This window comes from Rhizobium sp. Leaf371 (assembly GCF_001424045.1).
GTDB lineage: Bacteria > Pseudomonadota > Alphaproteobacteria > Rhizobiales > Rhizobiaceae > Ferranicluibacter.
Map to the genome: position 1 here is coordinate 142,911 of NZ_LMQB01000028.1, position 18,802 is coordinate 161,712.

Annotated in this window: 19 protein-coding genes and 1 pseudogene; 7 read left to right on the forward strand and 13 right to left on the reverse strand. The window is 65.0% G+C overall.

Annotated elements, in window-relative coordinates; translation table 11 throughout:
• Nucleotides 1-7: 7 nt before the first annotated feature.
• Genes ASG39_RS20690 through ASG39_RS20705 form a run of 4 tightly spaced genes read right to left on the reverse strand, consistent with a single transcriptional unit; the run spans nucleotide 8 to nucleotide 3,600 of the window.
• Complete coding sequence (locus tag ASG39_RS20690; protein WP_062596844.1) at nucleotides 8-865, reverse strand: branched-chain amino acid ABC transporter permease; 858 nt, start codon at nucleotides 863-865, stop codon at nucleotides 8-10.
• Entirely contained in the window at nucleotides 852-1,589 is a 738-nt protein-coding gene (locus ASG39_RS20695) for an ABC transporter ATP-binding protein (protein ID WP_062596845.1), read from the reverse strand. The genes ASG39_RS20690 and ASG39_RS20695 overlap by 14 nt, the downstream gene beginning before the upstream one ends.
• Nucleotides 1,586-2,347, reverse strand: a complete 762-nt coding sequence (locus ASG39_RS20700) for an ABC transporter ATP-binding protein (RefSeq protein ID WP_244481287.1) — start codon at nucleotides 2,345-2,347, stop codon at nucleotides 1,586-1,588. Before ASG39_RS20700 ends, ASG39_RS20695 begins: the two co-directional genes overlap by 4 nt.
• The gene (locus ASG39_RS20705; RefSeq protein ID WP_244481288.1) at nucleotides 2,341-3,600 is read right to left on the reverse strand and encodes an ABC transporter substrate-binding protein; all 1,260 of its coding nucleotides are present in this window, start codon (nucleotides 3,598-3,600) and stop codon (nucleotides 2,341-2,343) included. The genes ASG39_RS20700 and ASG39_RS20705 overlap by 7 nt, the downstream gene beginning before the upstream one ends.
• A 343-nt stretch (nucleotides 3,601-3,943) precedes the next feature.
• On the opposite strand from ASG39_RS20705, the gene ASG39_RS20710 reads away from it, so the two are divergent.
• The 4 genes from ASG39_RS20710 to ASG39_RS20725 all read left to right on the forward strand — a co-directional run bounded on the left by ASG39_RS20710 (nucleotide 3,944) and on the right by ASG39_RS20725 (nucleotide 7,447).
• A complete protein-coding gene (locus ASG39_RS20710) occupies nucleotides 3,944-4,477 on the forward strand; it encodes a 2,4'-dihydroxyacetophenone dioxygenase family protein (RefSeq protein WP_062596847.1) in 534 nt (177 codons plus the stop codon).
• Nucleotides 4,477-5,562: a 2,3-butanediol dehydrogenase gene (locus ASG39_RS20715; protein ID WP_200943908.1), complete on the forward strand. Its 1,086-nt coding sequence runs from the start codon at nucleotides 4,477-4,479 to the stop codon at nucleotides 5,560-5,562. Before ASG39_RS20710 ends, ASG39_RS20715 begins: the two co-directional genes overlap by 1 nt.
• 47 nt (nucleotides 5,563-5,609) lie before the next feature.
• Complete coding sequence (locus ASG39_RS20720; RefSeq protein ID WP_062596848.1) at nucleotides 5,610-6,323, forward strand: SDR family oxidoreductase; 714 nt, start codon at nucleotides 5,610-5,612, stop codon at nucleotides 6,321-6,323.
• 191 nt (nucleotides 6,324-6,514) lie between these two features.
• The gene (locus tag ASG39_RS20725; RefSeq protein ID WP_062596849.1) at nucleotides 6,515-7,447 is read left to right on the forward strand and encodes a helix-turn-helix domain-containing protein; all 933 of its coding nucleotides are present in this window, start codon (nucleotides 6,515-6,517) and stop codon (nucleotides 7,445-7,447) included.
• 109 nt (nucleotides 7,448-7,556) lie between these two features.
• Here the strand turns inward: ASG39_RS20725 and hutH are convergent, their stop codons facing one another.
• From hutH to ASG39_RS20750, 5 genes are all read right to left on the reverse strand, one after another.
• Nucleotides 7,557-9,050 carry a histidine ammonia-lyase gene (gene hutH / locus ASG39_RS20730; RefSeq protein WP_062596850.1) on the reverse strand — a complete coding sequence of 498 codons (1,494 nt, stop codon included), beginning with the start codon at nucleotides 9,048-9,050 and terminating at the stop codon, nucleotides 7,557-7,559.
• Nucleotides 9,051-9,052: 2 nt separating this feature from the next.
• Entirely contained in the window at nucleotides 9,053-9,823 is a 771-nt protein-coding gene (locus ASG39_RS20735) for an ATP-binding cassette domain-containing protein (RefSeq protein WP_062596851.1), read from the reverse strand.
• Between the two features lie 32 nt (nucleotides 9,824-9,855).
• Nucleotides 9,856-10,566 (reverse strand): ABC transporter permease subunit, encoded by a 711-nt coding sequence (locus ASG39_RS20740; protein WP_062596852.1) that lies wholly within the window; start codon nucleotides 10,564-10,566, stop codon nucleotides 9,856-9,858.
• A gap of 12 nt (nucleotides 10,567-10,578) precedes the next feature.
• Nucleotides 10,579-11,301 (reverse strand): ABC transporter permease subunit, encoded by a 723-nt coding sequence (locus ASG39_RS20745; RefSeq protein ID WP_062597057.1) that lies wholly within the window; start codon nucleotides 11,299-11,301, stop codon nucleotides 10,579-10,581.
• Between the two features lie 127 nt (nucleotides 11,302-11,428).
• Nucleotides 11,429-12,283: a transporter substrate-binding domain-containing protein gene (locus ASG39_RS20750; protein ID WP_062596853.1), complete on the reverse strand. Its 855-nt coding sequence runs from the start codon at nucleotides 12,281-12,283 to the stop codon at nucleotides 11,429-11,431.
• A 185-nt stretch (nucleotides 12,284-12,468) separates the two neighbouring features.
• On the opposite strand from ASG39_RS20750, the gene hutC reads away from it, so the two are divergent.
• From hutC to ASG39_RS24610, 3 genes and pseudogenes are all read left to right on the forward strand, one after another.
• On the forward strand, nucleotides 12,469-13,236 hold the full coding sequence (hutC, locus tag ASG39_RS20755; RefSeq protein WP_062596854.1) for a histidine utilization repressor: 768 nt from the start codon (nucleotides 12,469-12,471) through the stop codon (nucleotides 13,234-13,236).
• Between the two features lie 338 nt (nucleotides 13,237-13,574).
• Nucleotides 13,575-14,566: glycerate kinase (locus tag ASG39_RS20760; protein ID WP_244481289.1), on the forward strand; the 992-nt coding region annotated here is incomplete at its 3' end.
• A 1-nt stretch (nucleotide 14,567) separates the two neighbouring features.
• Nucleotides 14,568-14,940: pseudogene (locus ASG39_RS24610) on the forward strand (MOFRL family protein); the annotation flags it as partial.
• A 312-nt stretch (nucleotides 14,941-15,252) separates the two neighbouring features.
• Here the strand turns inward: ASG39_RS24610 and ASG39_RS20765 are convergent.
• Genes ASG39_RS20765 through ASG39_RS20780 form a run of 4 tightly spaced genes read right to left on the reverse strand, consistent with a single transcriptional unit; the run spans nucleotide 15,253 to nucleotide 18,797 of the window.
• On the reverse strand, nucleotides 15,253-16,029 hold the full coding sequence (locus tag ASG39_RS20765) for an ABC transporter ATP-binding protein (protein ID WP_062596855.1): 777 nt from the start codon (nucleotides 16,027-16,029) through the stop codon (nucleotides 15,253-15,255).
• Nucleotides 16,026-16,868: an ABC transporter ATP-binding protein gene (locus ASG39_RS20770; RefSeq protein WP_062596856.1), complete on the reverse strand. Its 843-nt coding sequence runs from the start codon at nucleotides 16,866-16,868 to the stop codon at nucleotides 16,026-16,028. The genes ASG39_RS20765 and ASG39_RS20770 overlap by 4 nt, the downstream gene beginning before the upstream one ends.
• A complete protein-coding gene (locus ASG39_RS20775) occupies nucleotides 16,858-17,772 on the reverse strand; it encodes an ABC transporter permease (RefSeq protein ID WP_082477405.1) in 915 nt (304 codons plus the stop codon). Before ASG39_RS20775 ends, ASG39_RS20770 begins: the two co-directional genes overlap by 11 nt.
• Nucleotides 17,769-18,797, reverse strand: coding sequence for an ABC transporter permease (locus ASG39_RS20780; RefSeq protein ID WP_062596857.1), 1,029 nt, complete (start codon nucleotides 18,795-18,797; stop codon nucleotides 17,769-17,771). Before ASG39_RS20780 ends, ASG39_RS20775 begins: the two co-directional genes overlap by 4 nt.
• Nucleotides 18,798-18,802 lie beyond the last annotated feature (5 nt).

Below are 18,802 nucleotides of genomic sequence, written 5' to 3' on the forward strand. Positions count from 1 at the left end.
CTGCCTCCTATCGACGGGACATGATGCCCTGGGGGCGCCAGGCGAGAACCAGGAGAAAGACGAGGTGGCCGGCCAGAATGCCCCAGCCGGGATCGATGCGGGAGCCGACCACCTGGGCCACGCCGAGGATCAGGCCGCCGGCAAAAGCGCCCCAGATGGAACCCATCCCGCCGATGATCACGGCCTCGAAGGCGTAGATCAGTTGCGCCCCGCCGTCGGCCGGAGAGACCGTCGTGCGGGCGGCCTGGAAGACGGCCGCGATGCCGAGGATCGCCACCGCAATGGCCGTCGCCTTGGCGTAGACGATCTTGGTGTCGATGCCGCTCAGGGTCGCCGCGTCCTTGTCCGCCGCCGATGCCCGCAAGGCGCGGCCGAAGCGGGTGGTCTTCAGGACGACATGCAGGCCCCAGGTCAGCAGGGCCGCGACCGCGACGATGCCGAGGGGCAGGACGCCGACATGGATCCCGCCGAGGTCGATCGACTGGATGGCGAGCGCGCCGGCATCGAGCGAGCGCGTGTCGGCCTGCCAGATCGTCAGCATCAGGTTCTGCAGCGCCAGCGACAGCCCGAAGGTCGCGATGAGCGAGGGCAGGGGATCGTTGCCGACGAGGTGGTTGAGGATACCGCGTTGCAGGCCCCAACCGATCAGCGCGCCGAGAGGGATCATCAGCAGCATGATGAAGCCGGGCCCGAGGCCAAAGGCTGCCGAGACCGAGATACCGATCAGCGCCAGGAGGATCACGAGATCGCCATGCGCGATATTGACGATGCGCATCACGCCGAACATCAGCGACAGGCCGATCGCATATTGTGCATAGAGGCCGCCGAGCAGCAGCCCCTGGATAACGGCGTCAACCCAGGTCATGTTTCACTCCGAAATAGGCTTGGGTGATCTCGTCTCGCGTCACCTCGGACGATCGGCCGGACAGCGTGATGCGTCCCTCCAGCATGCAGTAGACCCGGTCGGAACTCCGGCTGGCGAGGGAGACGTCCTGCTCGACCAGGACGATCGCGGTGCCGGCCTGCCGGATGACCGGCAGCATGTCGTAGATTTCCGCGATCACCTTCGGCGAGAGGCCGAGGCTGATTTCGTCGCAGAGAAGCAGCTTCGGCTGCGTCATCAGGGCGCGGCCGATCGCGACCATCTGCTGCTGCCCGCCCGAGAGGTCCTCGACGGCTTGTGCCCGGCGCTCGGCCAGAATCGGAAAGAGGTCGTAGAGCCGCTCCAGCGTCCACGGGCGCGTGCCCGCCGCCGGTTGGCCGGCGTGATCCGCCGCGACCCGCAGATTGTCCTCCGCCGTCATGCCCCGAAACAGCCGGCGGCCTTCCGGAACCAGCGCCAGCCCGCGCGAGACCAGCGCATGCGCCGGGGTTTTCGACACGTCCAGGCCGCAGAATGTCAGCGACCCGTCCCGGATCGGCACGAGGCCGACGAAGGTTTTCAGCAGCGTGGACTTGCCCGCACCATTGGCACCGATGAGGGCGACCACCTCGCCGGGCTGGATATCGAAATCGATGGAAAACAGGGCCTGGAAATCGCCATAGCCGGCGCAAAGCGCGCGCGCCGTCAGAAGAGGAGACGCGCTCATGCTTCGATCCCCATATAGATGCGGCGTACGTCGGGATTGTCGATCACCTCCTGCGGTTTGCCGTCAGCGATCTTCTCGCCGAAGCTCAAAACGAGAAGACGCTCGGCCACGGCCATCACGGCGTGCAGGACATGCTCGATCCAGATGATCGTGATGCCCCGATCGCGCACCTGCCGGATCAGCGACACCAATTGCCCGGCTTCGGCTTCCGTGAGCCCGCCGGCGATCTCGTCGAGAAGAAGGAGTTTCGGCTCGCCCGCAAGGGCCCGGGCCAGTTCCAGCCGCTTTCGATCGAGCAGGGTCAGGCCGCCGGCGGGGAGATTGGCCTTGCCGGCGAGCCCGCAATCCTCCAGCAGCGCGGCGCAGGAGAGATAGGCCTCGCGCTCGCTGCGACCGGCTGCAAAGCGGGCGGCGACGAGCAGGTTTTCGAAGGTCGTCATCTTGGCGTAGGGGCGGGGGATCTGATAGGTCCGCCCGATCCCCCTCATGGCCCGCCTGTAGGAGGGTTCGCGACCGAGCGGCGTGCCACTGAGCGTGATCGCGCCTGTGTCGAAGGCGATGTCGCCCGAGATGAGGTTGAACAGACTGGTCTTGCCGGCCCCGTTCGGCCCGAGAACGCCCAGGACTTCCCCGCGGGCAAGCTCGAAACTGACGTCCTGCACCACTTTCAGAGCCCCAAAACTCTTGGAAAGGTTGCGAACGGAAAGAAGAACCTCCTTTCCGTCCGCTTGCGTCTGCTGTCCGGATGGCGTCACCAAGACTTCATCTCCAGGCTGCTTTCCGGCTTCATGATGGGATAAAGCCCGGTCTCGACGATCTTCAGGTCGTAGGGCCATTTTTCGCCCTTGCGCCACTGCCCGCCCAGAACCGGCGTCTTCGAGACATTCGGGTGAGGTCCCTTGCTCCAGTTGACGTTGCCGACCACCGTGTCGAGGTTTGTTGCCTTCAGCGCGTCGCGGATGGCGGCACGGTCCATCGGGTCGCCGGAACGCTTCAGCGTGTCCACGATGATCTCCCACATGGCATGGCTGTAGCCGAGCGGCTGGGTCCACTGCTTGCCGGTCGCCTTTTCCCAGTTTGCCGCGAGATCGGCGGAGCTCTCGCCGGTCAGGGTGGATTTGTAGGGGAAGGCAGGCGTCCACCAGACCTCGGTCGACATGCCGGTGCCGAGCGTTCCCATGGCCTCGACGGCGGAGGGAAATAGAAGGCCGGCCGCGACGGTCATGATCTTGGGCTTGAAACCCTGCTGCGCCATCTGGATGGTCGCCGTCCTCAGGTCGGCCGGGAAGACCAGGCCGCCGAGAATTTCGCAGCCGGCTTCCTTGAAGGCACTGATCTGCGACGAGAAGTCATTGGTCCGGATCTCGAATTTCGACGGTGCGATGACCTCGAAGCCGGCGGCGCGCATGGCCGGGGGCAGGCCGATCTTGTCGTCGCCCCAGACCTCGCCGTCCGCGTTGCGCGGCAGCAGAAGGCCGACCTTCTTGTTGCTCTCGAGGCCGTTCCACATGTTGACGAAGGTCTGGACGATGTCTTCCAGGCCCCAGAAGAAGTGGTAGGTCCAGTTGAAGCTCTGATCGGCGCCGCCGCGCGGCATGATGACGGCCTGCCAGGGCGCGCTGGACGAGAGGGTGGGCACCTCGAACAATTCGCCCTGTTCGGAGACGGGAAGCGTCACATCCGTCGTCGAGGCCGGTATCAGCATGTGGACGCCGTCGTTCTGGCACAATTCCCCGGCCAGCTCCGCTGCACGGTTGGGGTTGGACTGTGCGTCTCGTTCGATGATCTCGAGCGCGTAGGTCTTGCCGCCGATCTCGAGACCTTTGGCCAGATGCTTGCGGATGAATTCGACCGCAAAGGCGTCCGTTTCTCCGAAGGGCGCCATCTGTCCCGTCTGGGGGGTGATGAAGCCGATCTTGATGGTCTGTGCCGATTGGGCGCGCAGATAGGATGGCGCCGCAAGGACCGCGGCGCCCGTGGCGAGTGCCTTGAGGGTCGTGCGCCGCGTCACGCCACCGTCCTGCGGACCACTCTCATGTCTGCCAGTCTGATACCGGAATGTCATATCGAAACCTCCCTTGGCCGATCGCGCGTCATCCCCTGATGCGTCGCGTCGATCGACAGCTCTCCCAGATGCCGCGCCCTCCAAGCGCGGACCGCGACCCACTCGGGCACTGCGGTGGACAGGAGCTTAGACGCGGCAATTTATCCTGTCCCACCCACCTCCCACCCCTTTGGACGTTTGGGCGCGGAGAGACAAAACAAGTGTCCCTGCCCGTCAAGCCTCCTCCGTCGTAATCACTATTCTTGTTGTCGGGGCGACTGAGCCCTGGATCTACTGGGAGGTAACCGACATGCCCGAAGCTGCGACGAACGAATTCTGGCGCGACATCAAGCCGATCGAGAACGTGTTCAAGCCGGACGCGAAACCCGAAGTCTATCTTCCCAACGCCGCGACCGATGACGAACGCTATTACGTTCCCCTGACCGAAACGGTCTCGACCCGCCCGTTGTGGATCTCGCCGGACCGCAACATGTGGTGCGATATCCTGATGGCGAAGAAGGCGGGTCTGGTAAACCGCCATTATCATCCGCACGAAGTCTTCGCCTATACGATCTCGGGCAAGTGGGGCTATCTGGAGCACGACTGGACCGCCTCAGCTGGCGACTTCGTCTACGAGACGCCCGGCGAGGGGCATACGCTCGTCGCCTATGAAAGCGACGAACCCATGCGCGTCCATTTCAAGGTGACGGGACCGCTCATCTGGCTGGACGAGGACGGCAACTCGGCCGGCACCTTCGATGTGCATGATTACATCGCGCTGGCACGGGCCCATTACGAAAAGGTCGGCCTCGGTGCCGCCTACATCGACGGTCTTTTCCGCTGATGGACGGGGCACTGACGGATCGGGCACCAGCGGATCGGGCAAACGACAAGGGCATCCTGTCCGCGGTCTGGCACGCGGCCAAAGACATCCGGATCGAGCGGCGGGTTCGTCCCGCCCTCGAGCCGGGCGAGGTGCGCCTGCGTGTCACGCGCTGCGGGATCTGCGGTTCCGACATGCATGAATTCCTGAACGGCCCGCATGCCATCCCGGTGAAAGAGCCACATCCGATTTCGGGCGTGGTTGCGCCGCTGGTCCTCGGCCACGAGTTCACCGGCGAAGTGGTCGAGATCTACGGCGCCTGCGGAGCCGTGAAGGTCGGACAGAGAGTGGCGGTGGAGCCGGAATACCGCTGCGGCGCATGCGCCGCCTGCCTGCAGGGAGACTACAATCTCTGTGAAAAGATGGGATTTGCTGGGTTGATGGGACATGGCGGCATGGCGGAGGAGGCCGTCGTTCCCCACTACATGCTGCACATCCTGCCGGATGCGGTGACCGACCGTCAGGCTGCCGTTCTGGAGCCGGCCGCGGTTGCCCTGCATGCGCTGCGACGCTCTGGCCTGACGGCGGGACAAAGTGTCGCCGTTGTCGGTGCCGGCCCCATCGGGCTTCTGCTCGTGCAGCTGTCGGCCGTTGCCGGGGCGAAACGGATCGTCGTCAGCGACGTGTCGGATGCAAGGCTTGCGCGCGCGCGGGCGCTGGGCGCGACCGAAACCGTCAACAGCCTGTCGGGCCATCTGCCGACGCAGGCCCGCGGCGTGGACGTGGCTTTCGAGGCCGTCGGCGTGCAGCCGGCGCTCGACGATGCCATCCAGTCTGTCCGCAAGGGTGGCAAGGTCGTGCTGGTCGGGCTGTTCGGCGCACCCGCCCGCGTCGATGCCTTCGACCTCGTCAACCGCGAGGTGGAGATCATACCTTCGTGCGGCTACCGGCATGTCTATGCCGACCTGATCGGCATGATCGCCGGCGGACTGTTCGATCCCTCGCTGATCGTCACCCGGGAAGTGCCGCTCGCCGAAGTGGTGGCCAGCGCCTTCGAGAGACTGGCGGCGCCGAACGACGACGTGAAGGTGCTGGTCGTTCCGTAGCGACCGGCACGACGTGCATCGACCCATGGCCTGGTTGGAGGAACCCCATGACGTTTGAACCAAAACTGTTCTCAGACAAGACCGTCGTCGTCATCGGCGGAACGTCCGGTATCGGTGCCGCGACGGCCGAAGCCTTCAGCGCGCTCGGTGCCCGGACGCATGTCGCCGGGCTGATGACGGGCGCGAAGGCGGGTTTGGCCGGCATCACCGCGTCCGAGATGGATGTCCGGTCGACCGCGGATCTGGAAAATTACATTTCCGCCTTCGAGAGCATCGATGTGCTGGTCAACTGCGCCGGGGTCAGCCGCGACCGGGACGAGTGGACGTCCCAGTCCTTTGCCGAGGTGATGTCGATCAACCTGTACTCCATCCTGACAGCCTGTCGCACCGCGCGTCCGCGCATGCCGGCCGGCGGCGCGATCGTCAACATCGCGTCGATGTATTCCACCTTCGGCTCGGGGGATCGGCCGGCCTATGCGTCCTCCAAGGGCGCCGTCGTGCAGCTGACAAAATCGCTGGCGCAGGAATATGCGCCGGCGATCCGGGTCAATGCCGTCGCACCGGGTTGGATCGTGACGCCGCTGTCGAAGACCCTTCTCTCGGACACGGAGGCCTCCGGACCGATTCTCGCCCGCATCCCCTTCGGCCGCTGGGGTGAGCCGAAAGAGATCGCGGATCCGATCGTCTATCTGGCGAGCCCTGCGGCCGGCTACATCACCGGAGCGATCCTCCCGATCGATGGCGGCTACCTCACCGTCTGATGCATGCCGGTCCATTAGAAAATGTGCAGTCGACTGACAATCCGCCGCGCAAGAGGTTTGACGGAAGACTTGCGTTTTGTCACACTCCCCTGGCCCTCCGCGGACCCCTTGGGAGCCGTGGCCGGGGCAGGGAGGATACATTGAATATAAGGCCGGGCGTTGTCGCCCTCCCGAGCGCCGTCTCGGGAGGGGTGACCTTTGACACGCGCGTCGTCGCGCCACATGAGCGGATCGATCTCTGGGAGGAGCATTGCGCCGAGCAGGTCGTCGGGCTGCGATGTTCGTGCCTGTCCGAACAGGGGCTGAACGCGCGCTACCATTACTTCGACCTCGGGCGCATGAAGATGATCGACATCGCCGGCGACGAGCACTTCATCGAGCGGACGCCCAGCCTGCTGCGTCGGCGGGAAAAGGACAGCGCCTTCCTGACGGTGATCCTCGACGGCAAGGTCTTCGTGAACCGGGCAGGACGATGTCTGGTGGCGGAAGCGGGCGACGTCGTCCTCTACGACACCAATCAGGCCTATATGCACGGTTTCCCGGCTTTCGCCCGCCAGGCTATCTTCGAAATTCCCGGGGAGGATTTTCGGGATCGTTTCGGCGACTGGAGTTTGCGGGACGTCGTCCACTTCGGCGGTTCGACCAATCCCGCACGGATGATTCCGCTGGCGCTGCACGACGTGATGCGCGAGGTGCAATCCTCTAGTATCACGGGCGAAAGGGTCGGTGCCGCGCTCGAGAAGAAGGTCTGGGACGTCATGGAGACGGCCTATTCCCTCGTCAATGGCGGCGAGCGCTCCACCTATCACGCCCAGTTGCTGCTGCGGGCTCGCAAGTACATCGCCGATCGCCTTGGAGATCCGGATCTCAATCCCACGGCGATCGCCGATTTCATGGGCATCAGTCTGCGCCAGCTGAACCGTCTTTTTCAGGGGGAGCGGCTGTCGCTGGTCGCCCATATCCAGGAGAAGAGGCTCGAAGGCGCCCGTCGCGATCTCCTGCAGAGCGGCGCCTGCAAGATGAGCGTCTCCGATGTCTGTTACAAATGGGGCTTCAAAAGCCTCGCGCATTTCTCGCACAAATTCAGCGAGCGATACGGCGTCAGCCCATCGCGCTGTCGGTGAGGTCCCCGCGCCTGAACTTGCGGGAGAAGGCTTGGCAGCGGAGGTCGATTTCGGTGCTGTCGGTCGCTCGGGCGAGCGATGTTGCCGCCTTCGTCGCCGCGTTCTCTCTTCAGAGATCTTCCGGCCGCCTCTGCACGATCAATTCGCGCGCCGCTTCAAGGTCCCATCCAAGCGGACGGTCGTCGGCGTAAGGGGGGATACTGGAGCGGAAATAGCGGTAAAGGCGATCGGTGCCCTCGGCGCGGGGGGCGATCGCGTGGCGGAATTCGTGTGCCTGCGCGGCGCTTGCATATTCGATCGCAAGGATCTGCTCGGCATTGTCGATGATGGCCAGCAGCTTGTTGGCGGCGGCAGTGGGGTGGGCGAGGAAATCCTCCTGATTGCCGGAGGTCACGCCGCCGTCGAGGCTGGCGGGCAGGGCGAGGCGGCGGTTGTCCGCGGCGAGGGCGGCGGCCGTGTAATGGGCGATCATGTAGCCGGAGCCGGCGCCCGGATCCGCGGCGAGGAAGGCGGGCAGGCCGCTGACCAGCGGGTTGACCAGCCGGTCGGTCCGGCGCTCGCTGATGGCTGCAACCTGCGCCATCGCGATCGCGAGACCGTCCAGCGCCTGTGCCAGAGCCGGTGAGACGGCATGTGCTTCGGAGAAGACCAGGGGCTGCTCGATCGTGCCGCCGATCGCCGGATTGTCGGTGACGGATGCCAGTTCGCGGTTCACGACGACCGCCGTCGCCTCGAAGACATCACGGGCGGCACCGTGGACATGGGGAACCGAGCGCAGGCTGAGCGCATCCTGCGTCCGCGCGCCGGCCGCGGCCGCAATCAGACCGCTGCCGGCGAGCAGGTGCCGCAGCGTTCCGCCAACCTGCAGAAGTCCGGGTGACGGCCGGAGCGCCAGCACCTCGGCGTCGAACGCCGTCATCTGCGCGCCGAGCGCCTCCAGCGTCAGCGCGGCGATCGCGTCCGCCCAATCGAGCAAAGCTTCGGCCCGCGCCAGCGCCAGGGCGCCGAGGCCGGTCGAGCAGGCGGTGCCGTTGACGAGGCTGAGGCCTTCCTTCGCCTCCAGCACCAGCGGCTTCAGCCCGAGCGCCATCAGGGCGTCCGCGCCCGTCATCGCCGCACCCTTCAGGCGTGCCCGACCTTCGCCGATCAGCACCAGGGCGATATGGGCATTGTGGGTGAGATAGCCGGCCGAGCCCCGGGAGGGGACATCCGGCACGCAGTCTTCGCGCAGGAAGTTGCAGAGCCTTTCGACCAGGTCGGGACGAACGCCGGAATGGCCGTGCGACAGATTGCCGATCTGTGCCGCGATGATGGCACGCACCGAGGATGCCTCCAGGAGAGGGCCGATGCCGCAGGCGTGGCTGAGGACGATGTTGCGCGACAGACGGCTCTGCGACGCGCGATCGACCACCGTATCGGCCAGCGCGCCGACGCCGGTGGTGATGCCATAGGCCCGGACGCCGCTCTCGACGATCGCGGCGACGATCCGGTTTGCCATCTCCACCCGCTCGCGGGCCGCCTGCGACAGCACGATCGTTGCGCCGCCTGCAATTGCCGCGATCTCGCGCCAGCCGAGACGCTTGTTCAGCGGAATTTCCTGCATGATCAGCTCCCGAAATGGCCGATGAACTGGCGAAACTCCGGGGAGGCACCGGCACCGAAGACATGTTCGGGCGGTCCGTCGCAGTTGATTTCCCCGGATTTCATGAAGATGACCCGGTTGGAGACCGTTCGGGCGAAGCTCATTTCGTGGGTGACGACCAGCATGGTCATGCCTTCTTCTGCAAGCGCGCGCATGACGCGCAGCACCTCGCCGACGAGTTCCGGGTCCAGCGCCGAGGTCGGCTCGTCGAACAGCATGACCTTGGGCTTCATGGCGAGCGAACGGGCAATCGCTGCGCGCTGTTGCTGGCCGCCGGAGAGGTGGGCCGGATAGGCATGCCGCTTGTCGGCGATCCCGACCTTTTCCAGCAGCGCTTCCGCCTCGGCGATGCAGTCGGCACGCGGTCGCTTCAGCACATGCATCGGGCCTTCGATGACGTTCTGCAGGATCGTCATATGGGACCAGAGATTGAACGATTGGAAGACCATGCCGAGTTCCGAGCGCATGCGGTCCACCTGCCGCCGGTTGGCCGGCACCGTTTTGCCGCGCCGCTGCTCCATCTGGATCGTTTCGCCATCGACGACGATCTCGCCGGCATCGGCGATCTCCAGCATGTTGATGCAGCGCAGAAAGGTCGATTTGCCCGAACCGCTGGCGCCGAGCAGCGAGATGACGTCGCCGTCATGGGCATCGAGCGAAATGCCGCGCAAGACCTCATGCGGCCCGAAGCTCTTGCGGATATTGCGAACGGAAAGGCGGGTTGCGCTGGCCATGGCTGTTCCAATCGTGGGGGCATTCGCGGCGGTCATCGCTGCGCCACCGGAAAGAGCGGCGCCGTGCGACGATGCGGCGTCAGTCGATATTCGAGCAACGCCATCACCTGGAGAATGAGGAAGTTGAGGATGAGGTAGATCGCAGCGGCGCAGAGAAAGACCTCCATGGTCCGGTAGGTCTGCGCGATCAGCCGTTGTGCGACGCCCGTGACCTCCCAGACCGTCACGAGGCTGGCGAGCGCGGTGGACTTCACCATCATCATCACTTCTGTCGAATAGGCGGGCAGGGCGTTGCGAAAGGCGATAGGGGCAAGGATGCGGCGGGTCAGGAGGAAGCCGGACATGCCGACGGCGCGCGCCGCCTCGATCTCCTTTGCCGGAATGGAGCGCAGACCGAAGCGAAAGATCTCGGCAGTATAGCCGGCCGTGCAGAGCGCCAGCGACATGACCGCGCAGACGAAGGGCTCCCGCAGCGCCGGCCAGAGGAAACTGTAGCGGATGAAGCCGAACTGGCCGAGGCCGTAGAAGATCAGGAACATCTGGATCAGCAGCGGCGAGCCACGGAAGACGAAAATGTATCCCTTGGCAAAACCGCGGGCGACCGGGTTACCGCCTACCCGCATCCAGACCACCAGCAGGGCCAGAAGCCCGCCAAAGACGACGGACAGCGAAAACAAGGCGAGCGTCATCGGCAGGGCCGCAATCAGCGTCACCATTGTGGAGGCCATGAAGTCGAGATCCATAGAAATGCCTCCTCAGGCCTGGCCGATGCCGCTCGGCATGCTGCGATTGGCGCGGTGCTCCGCACGGTTGAAGACCCTGTCGGACAGGCTGGTCAGCAGCAGGTAAAGGCAGCCGCCAACGATGAAGAACAGGAAATGCTGGCGCGTCGAGCCTGCGGCGATCTGGCTGGTGCGCATCAGGTCGGCCAGTCCGGTGACCGAGACCAGCGCGGAATCCTTGAGGCTCAGCTGCCAGACATTGCCGATGCCGGGGATCGCGAAACGGAACACCTGCGGTGCGACGATACGCCGGAAACGCAGCAGGCGTGGCATGCCGATCGCCTGCGCCGCCTCCAGTTCGCCCTTGGGAATGGCGAGAAAGGCGCCACGGTAGACCTCTGCCTGGTACGCGCCGGAAATGATGCCGACGGCCAAGGCGCCGGCGGCAAAGGAGGGCAGGCCGAGAAAGCCTTCGAACCCCATGGCCGCCCCGATCGCCGTCACGAGGCTCGATCCGCCGAAATAGACGAGATAGATGATCAGCAATTCCGGCACGCCGCGGAAGATGGTGGTGTAGGCACTGCCGAGGCCGCGGGCCAGACGACTGCCCGAAAGCTTGGCCCAGGCGATCAGCGTGCCGAAGACCATGCCGATCAACAGCGCGGTCGCCGTCACGCAGAGCGTCATCAGCGCGGCGATCAGAAGCAGCCCGCCCCAGCCGCTCGGGCCGAAGCCGATGGTTTGCAGAATTGTCATGCGCGAGCCGCCCTTCTTGTCCGTTGCGCGCGCCGCTTTGGGCACCGGGATGGATCATGGATCGATGCACTGCACACCCAAGGCCACCGCCACCGATCCTCAAGATCGGGGCGGCGACTGTCGTGCTTCAGGGGGTGACGTCCGTCTTGAACCACTTCATGGACAGCGTCTTGATCGTGCCGTCGTCGAGGGCCGACTGGATCGCCTTGTTGAACAGGTCGCGCAGATCGGTATCGGCCTGGCGCAGGCCGAGGCCTTCGCCGCTGCCGAAGATGGTGCCGCCGATTTCCGGGCCGGTGAAAGCCAGCGTGCCGTTCGATTTCTCGAAGGCCGAAATCAGATAGACGGCATCGTCGAAGACAAGGTCGATCCGGCCGCTCTCGAGGTCGAGATCCCGCTCGGCGCCCGTCTTGTATTCCCGCACCGTGGCGATGGAGCCGAAATTGTCGTAGATGAACTTGGAATAGACGGTTGCGGCCTGAATGCCGATCGTTTTCCCGGCAAAGGCCTCCTTGAGGCTGTCGATCTCCTTGACGCCGGTTGCGCCGGGATCGAGCTTGATGACCGTGCCGGTTCCCGTGGCGTTGGCCAGCGGGCTGTCTTTCGCCGTCGCGAAGGCGGCGTGCGTATGCGCATAGGGGATGGTGAAGTCGATGATCTTCTTGCGCTCTTCGGTGATCGATAGCGCGTCCATGATCACGTCGTACTTGCCGGCCGTCAGGGCCGGGATCATGCCGTCCCAGTCGGACGCGACCAGCTTGCAGTCCACTTTCATGTGATCGCAGAGATATTTGGCAAGCTCCGGTTCGAAGCCGCCGAGCGTGCCGTCGGGATTGGTGAGGTTCCAAGGCGCATAGGCGCCCTCAAGGGTAATCGTAACGGTCTTCCAGTCTTTCGCCGTCACGACCGATGCGGTCAGCGCGGCGGCAGACAGGGACGCAAGCGCAAGCGCGCCCGCCGTCAGAATGCGTGTGAACTTCATGATCCGGTTCCTCTCGGAGTTTGATGGCATTCCCTTGGCCGATCTGCGCCGGCTTGCTTGAGAACAACGCTGCGCACGTTCTCGTGAAGCGATGTTGTATATGGGACCATATGTATTTTCTTGTGGTAAGCAAGAGGCAAGGCTTTATTGAGAAGCACATTTTTTTCTGCTCAAGGATTAGCCAGATGAGTCGCAGATCCGATAAGTCGCCGGCGCTAAGCTGGGACGGCACCGAAGGGGATGGTGCGCCGCTTTATGCCGGTGTCAAGCAGATGATCCTCGGCCGGATCCAGAGCGGCGAATGGCCGCCGCGCCACCGCGTGCCCTCCGAGAACGAACTGGTGGCCGAACTCGGCGTCAGCAAGATGACGGCCAACCGGGCGCTTCGCGAACTGGCGAGCGAAGGCGAGCTCGTGCGCATCCAGGGCGTCGGCTCGTTCGTGGCGGAACGCAAGGGCTATTCCGAGCTGTTCGAGGTTCGCAATATCGCCGACGAAATTAAGGCGCGGGGCCATGTACACCGGGCGCGCGTCGTGGTTCTCGCCGGCGAGAACGCGTCGCCCGAGATTGCCGATGCGCTCAGTCTTCCCATCGGGGCCGACGTCTTTCATTCGTTGATCGTGCACAGTGAAAACGGCGTGCCGGTGCAGATCGAGGATCGGTTCGTCAATCCGCAGATGGCGCCCGATTATCTGGCGCAGGATTTCGCGGTGGAGACCCCGAACGCCTATCTCATGATCGCCGCGCCGCTCAGCGGGTCGGAACACGTGGTTGAGGCGGCGATGCCGCAGCCATGGGAGTGCAAGCTGCTGGTTATTCTGCCGTCCGAACCCTGCCTGACCATTCGGCGGCGGACATGGTCCTTGCAGAACAACGTCTCCGTCGCCCGCCTCGTCTACCCAGCCAGCCGCTACCGCCTGGAATCCAAAAGTGGGAAAATCGAGCCGGAATAGACAAGACGTATAGGGAACTGAGGTCGTCGACCTTTCCGACCCTCGATGTCTTCAACCCAGGAGGTCAAAGGGCGTCGGGGATTTCACGGACGAGATCGATCGACAGCCGTCCGTCTTCGAGATTGTCATCCGTCAAAAGCGCCGCTTCCGGCAAGTCCTACCCTGTTCTCAGCGGTTGGTGCAGAACGATTTGGCTTTTGCCGTGTTCGGATTGAAGAGATCGCGGCAGAAAGATTCGCATGTTCCGAAGTGCGGGATTTTGAGGGAACGAAGGCTTTGCATTCCATCGCCGGCTTTGCCACAAAAGGTGTCGCCATGCCCAGGAAGGTCGGACCCTGATGCCACTTGAGAACCCGCGCGCTTTCCTCGCCTCGCTCTTCCACGCCGCCGTTCGCGCGGCCGATCCGCTGGAGGCGATCCGTGCCCATCTCCCGGCGCGACCTAGGGGTCGCACGGTGGTGATCGGCGCGGGCAAGGCGGCGAGCCAGATGGCGCAGGCGCTGGAAAGCGTGTGGGATGGGCCGCTGGAAGGCGTGGTCGTTGCGCGGCACGGCCCGGTTGCGGCGTGCTCGCGCATCCGGGTGCTGCAGGCGGCGCACCCGGTTCCCGACGAGGCGGGCATCGCCGGGGCGCAGGCCCTGATGGCGGCGGTGCGCGGCCTGACGGGGGACGATCTCGTCATTGCGCTGATCTCCGGCGGCGGCTCCGCGCTCCTGCCGTCGCCGCCGCCGGGCTTCGCGCTTGCCGACGAGGTGGCGCTGAACGAGGCCTTGCTCGCCTCCGGCGCGCCGATCTCAGCGATGAACGTGGTGCGCAAGCATGTCTCGATGATCAAGGGCGGGCGGCTCGCAGCGCTCGCCTTTCCGGCCCGCGTCGTCAGCCTCGTCGTCTCCGACGTTCCCGGCGACAACCCGGCCTTCGTCGCCTCCGGCCCGACCATTCCCGATGCCGCCGGTCGCGAAGATGCGCTGCGGGCGATCCGCGACTACCGGATGAACGTTCCGCCCCGCATTCTCCAACATATCGCCACGGCGGAGACTTTGCGTCCCGACGATCCGGCCTTTGCAGGGCACGAGGCCCATGTCATCGCGTCCGCCCGTGTCTCGTTGCAGGCAGCGGCGCGCTTGAGCCTTGAGGCCGGCGTGACGCCGCTGATCCTGTCCGACCGGATCGAGGGGGAAGCGCGCGATATCGGCCGCATGCATGCGGCGCTGGCGATGGAGTTTCAGGCAAGCCGTCCGCCGCAGGAGGGCCCGATGGTTCTGCTCTCGGGCGGGGAAACGACCGTCACGATCGGACCCGAGGGTGCGGGCAAAGGCGGGCGAAACACNAAGCCGTCCGCCGCAGGAGGGCCCGATGGTTCTGCTCTCGGGCGGGGAAACGACCGTCACGATCGGACCCGAGGGTGCGGGCAAAGGCGGGCGAAACACCGAACTGCTGCTGGCCGCTGCCATCGACCTCGACGGCACCTCCGGCATCACCGCGCTTGCGGCCGACACCGACGGCATCGACGGCTCGGAGACCAATGCCGGCGCCTTCTGCGATGGCGGAACCGCCGCGCGTATCCGGGCGGCTGGCGGCGAGCCGCGCGCCCACCTCGCGCGACACGACGCCTGGTCCGACTTCTCTGCATCGGGCGACCTGTTCGAGACAGGCCCGACCGGCACGAACGTCAACGACTTCAGGGCCTTTCTGCTGGTCTAGGCTCCCAACTACTCTGACATTTCGGTCCGTCGCCCGCTTGTTACTTTCGTGGCTGCCATTGTGACCCAGCCGGATAATAGGACATGCGCCGACCTTCTCATGTAGGAGCGAGCATGGACCGTCGCCCGCTTCACGGCCGATGATGCCTGGACGCTGGGAACCCGGATGCGGCTATCGGCGGTGGCCGCCCGCCTGCCGGAAGCCACAAGACAGATGCGGCGGATGCTGATCGATCGGGCGACACGATCCATTCCGGTTCATCAGAGCTCGAACAGCGCGAATAGCTTGAACATTGAGCCATCGCCGATCTGCCTAGTTCAGGACGGGCGCAACCTCGTTTACCGTTCTGAGACCGTTGACGGCTTCCTCGAAAAGCATCTGCGAATAGGCGTGATGCGTGATGCCGCGTTGGAGGTCGTCCTTGGTCAGTTCGTCCACGAAGGTGCCGCGTTGCATGACGAGCACGCGGTCGCACATATGGGCGATCACGGACAAGTCGTGGCTGACGAGGACATAAGTGAGATTGCGTTCGTCGCGCAGGTCGCAGAGGAGGTTGAGCACCTCGGCCTGGACGGAGACGTCGAGTGCCGACGTCGGTTCGTCGAGGAGGAGGATCTCCGGCTCGAGCATCAGGGCACGGGCAATCGCGACGCGCTGACGCTGGCCGCCGGAAAGCTGGTGGGGGAAGCGGTCCGCGAACGTCTCTGGCAGGCCGACCTGGCGGAGGGCAGGGCCGACACGGTCCCATCCCGGCCCCTTGTCCATGGCGCGGATCGGCTCGGCCAGAACCCGCTGGATGCGATGGCGCGGATGGATCGAGCCGTAGGGATCCTGGAAGACCATCTGGGCGAGCAGCAGTTGCTCGCGCCGGCGATCGGGATCGACGGGTTCACCGCCAAGGCGGATCGAACCTTCCCAATGGCGATCGAGGCCCGCGAGCGACCGCAGAACAGTCGATTTTCCGCAGCCGGATTCGCCGACGATCCCGAGCGTTTCGCCCTTGCGCACCGAGAAGGACACGGATTTGACGACCTGTGTGCGGGCGGTGCCCTGCCCGAAGGAGACGGAGAGGTTTTCGACATCGATCATGGCGCTGCTCCGGCTTCGTTGATGGCCCGACGATCGAGAACCGGCAGTCGGGAGACGGGATGTTTCGGGTCGGGCATGGCGGCGATCAGGCCGCGCGTATAGGGATGCTTCGCCTCTTCGAGCCGCGTCAGCGTTTCCACCACGCGCCCCTGATACATGACCAGAACCCGCTCGCAGAACGAGGCGACCATGCGGATGTCGTGGCTGATGAGCAGGAGGGCCGAGGCGTTTTCCCGCACCAGTTCGTCGAGCAGCCGCAGTACGTCGCCGCGCACGCTGACGTCGAGGGCCGAGGTCGGCTCGTCCGCGATGACGAGGCGGGGTTTGGAGAGCAGCATCATGGCGATCATCACGCGCTGGCCCATGCCGCCGGAGATCTGGTGCGGGTAGAGCGCCATCGTCCGCTCGACATCGGCGATGCGGACGCGGCCGAGCATGTCGGCGGCCAGCGCAGTGGCCTGCTTGCGGCTGATCTTCTGGTGCAGCGTCGCGGCTTCCGCCACCTGCTTGCCGACGGTCAGGACCGGATTGAGCGAATAGCGCGGGTCCTGCATGATCAGCGCCATGCGGTTGCCGCGCAGGCCGCGCATCGCCTTTTCGCTGCGCGTCAGAAGCGGCGCGCCTTCGAAGTCCATCGCCGCTGCCTCGATCCGGGCGGCCGGCGGCAGGAGGCGCATGACGGCGCGGCCGAGCGTCGATTTGCCCGAACCGGACTCGCCGACGATGCCGACGCGCTCGGCGCCCACCGTCAGGCTGACGCCGTTCACGGCCGGGATCTTCGCCCGGCCGAAGCGAACCGAGAGGTCCCGGATCTCAAGGATGGGGTGATCAACGGGCATGGCGGGGATCCAATATGTCGCGCAGGGTGTCGCCCACGAGATTGAAGGCAAGGCTGGTGATCAGGATGGCAAGACCGGGCATGACCGCGACCCACCAGTTGTCCAGCATGAACTTGCGGCCGTTGGAAATCATCGCGCCCCACTCGGGTGCGGGCGGCTGGGCGCCGAGCCCGAGGAAGCCGAGGGCGGCGGCCGTGAGGATGATGCCGGCCATGCTGAGCGTCAGCCGCACAACGACGGAGGGGATGCACATCGGCGCGATGTAGAGCAGCAGAAGCCGTGTGCGCGACGCGCCGTAGAGCCTCGCCGCGGCCACATAGTCCGTGTTGCGCACGATCAGCGTTTCCGCCCGCGCCAGACGCGCGATCGGTGGCCAGCCGGTGAGCGAGATCGCGATGATGGCGGTGTTAAGCCCGGCGCCGAGCGCTGCGGCGAAGGCCAGCGCCAGAATGAGCGAGGGAAAGCTGAGCACGACATCCGTTGCGCGCATCAGGATCGCGTCGGTGCGCCCGCCGGCAAAGCCGGCGACGATGCCGATCAGAAGGCCGATGGGCCCGATGATCAGCGACACGGCGAGCACGGTCTGGATGGTGATCCGCGTGCCGTAGATCAGGCGGGAGAGAATATCCCGGCCGAACTCGTCGGTTCCTGCCCAGTGGGCGAAGCTCGGCGGCTGGAGCGCCTGGGTGAGATCCTGCGACGTGGCGCTGTAGGGCGCGATCCACGGCGCGAGAATGGCGACGATGACGAGGACGAGCAAAACCGCGAAGCCGAACATGCCGAGCGGCTCGTCGGCCAGCTTGACGAGGAAGGTGCGCAGGCTGCCGGCAAAGCGGCTCGCCGAACTTTGCGTGGTCACGCCGTCTGCCGTCGGGGGAGGGGAGAGAACGTCGCCGGTGCTCATGCCGTCACCTCGCGCGTGCGGGGATCGAACACCAGATAGGCGAGATCCGACAGGAAATTGAGGAGCATGAAGATCAATCCGATAATGAGAGTACCCGCCAGGATCGCGTTCATGTCGCCGGTCATCAAGGCGTTGGTCATGTACTGGCCGATACCGGGCCAGGAAAACACGATCTCCGTGACGACGGCGCCTTCGAGCAGCCCGCCATAGGAAATCGCAAGGACCGTAATCAGCTGGACCGCGATGTTCGGCAGGAGATGGCCGGTGACGATCCGCATGGTCGATGCACCCTTGGCGCGCGCCGCGGTCACGTAATCCTGGTTCAGCTGTTCCAGCGTGAAGCTGCGGGTCATGCGGGTGATGTAGGCCATGGCCGAATAGGCAAGGATGCAGGCGGGCAGGATGATGTGGTGGACGGCATTCCAGAACACTTCGGTGTCGCCGGCAAGAAGACTGTCGACCAGGAGAAGACCGGTACGCGGTTCGACGAGACCCTCGAGATAGACATCCACACGGCCGGGACTGCCGACCCATTCCAGCCCCGCATAGAAGATCACGAGGCCCACGATGCCGAACCAGAACACCGGGATCGAGTGGCCGACGAGCGAGACGACGCGCGTGAACTTGTCGATCCAGGTATCGCGGAAGAACGCCGCCGTCATGCCGAGGGGCACGCCCACGAGCGTCGAGAGGATGACGGCGAGCGTCGCCAGCTCCAGCGTCGCGGGAAAGGCCTGCGCCAGATCATGCAGCACAGGGTTGCCGGTGAGGATCGCCGTTCCGAGATCGCCGTGCAGGAGCGAGGTGAGGTACAGCCAGAACTGCTGGTAGACCGGCAGGTCGAGCCCGAGCCTTGCCCGCATCGCCTCGTAGGCAGCGGGATCGGCCAGCTCGCCCACGATCGCCCCGACGGGATCGGTCGGCAGTATGCGACCGATCACGAAGGTGACGACGAGCAGGACGAAGAGGCTGAGCAAAAGCTGGCCGAGCCGCTTGCCGAGCTCGATGAGGGTGAACTCTTTCATGAAAC

Coding starts and splice junctions, on each gene's coding strand:
- ASG39_RS20715 (WP_200943908.1), top strand. CDS start 4,477: ATGGACGGGGCACTGACGGATCGGGCACCAGCGGATCGGGCAAACGAC.
- ASG39_RS20735 (WP_062596851.1), bottom strand. CDS start 9,823: ATGGCCAGCGCAACCCGCCTTTCCGTTCGCAATATCCGCAAGAGCTTC.
- ASG39_RS20695 (WP_062596845.1), bottom strand. CDS start 1,589: ATGAGCGCGTCTCCTCTTCTGACGGCGCGCGCGCTTTGCGCCGGCTAT.
- ASG39_RS20710 (WP_062596847.1), top strand. CDS start 3,944: ATGCCCGAAGCTGCGACGAACGAATTCTGGCGCGACATCAAGCCGATC.
- ASG39_RS20765 (WP_062596855.1), bottom strand. CDS start 16,029: ATGATCGATGTCGAAAACCTCTCCGTCTCCTTCGGGCAGGGCACCGCC.
- hutC (WP_062596854.1), top strand. CDS start 12,469: ATGAGTCGCAGATCCGATAAGTCGCCGGCGCTAAGCTGGGACGGCACC.
- ASG39_RS20745 (WP_062597057.1), bottom strand. CDS start 11,301: ATGACAATTCTGCAAACCATCGGCTTCGGCCCGAGCGGCTGGGGCGGG.
- ASG39_RS20720 (WP_062596848.1), top strand. CDS start 5,610: ATGACGTTTGAACCAAAACTGTTCTCAGACAAGACCGTCGTCGTCATC.
- ASG39_RS20750 (WP_062596853.1), bottom strand. CDS start 12,283: ATGAAGTTCACACGCATTCTGACGGCGGGCGCGCTTGCGCTTGCGTCC.
- ASG39_RS20780 (WP_062596857.1), bottom strand. CDS start 18,797: ATGAAAGAGTTCACCCTCATCGAGCTCGGCAAGCGGCTCGGCCAGCTT.
- hutH (WP_062596850.1), bottom strand. CDS start 9,050: ATGCAGGAAATTCCGCTGAACAAGCGTCTCGGCTGGCGCGAGATCGCG.
- ASG39_RS20770 (WP_062596856.1), bottom strand. CDS start 16,868: ATGCCCGTTGATCACCCCATCCTTGAGATCCGGGACCTCTCGGTTCGC.
- ASG39_RS20775 (WP_082477405.1), bottom strand. CDS start 17,772: ATGAGCACCGGCGACGTTCTCTCCCCTCCCCCGACGGCAGACGGCGTG.
- ASG39_RS20740 (WP_062596852.1), bottom strand. CDS start 10,566: ATGGATCTCGACTTCATGGCCTCCACAATGGTGACGCTGATTGCGGCC.
- ASG39_RS20690 (WP_062596844.1), bottom strand. CDS start 865: ATGACCTGGGTTGACGCCGTTATCCAGGGGCTGCTGCTCGGCGGCCTC.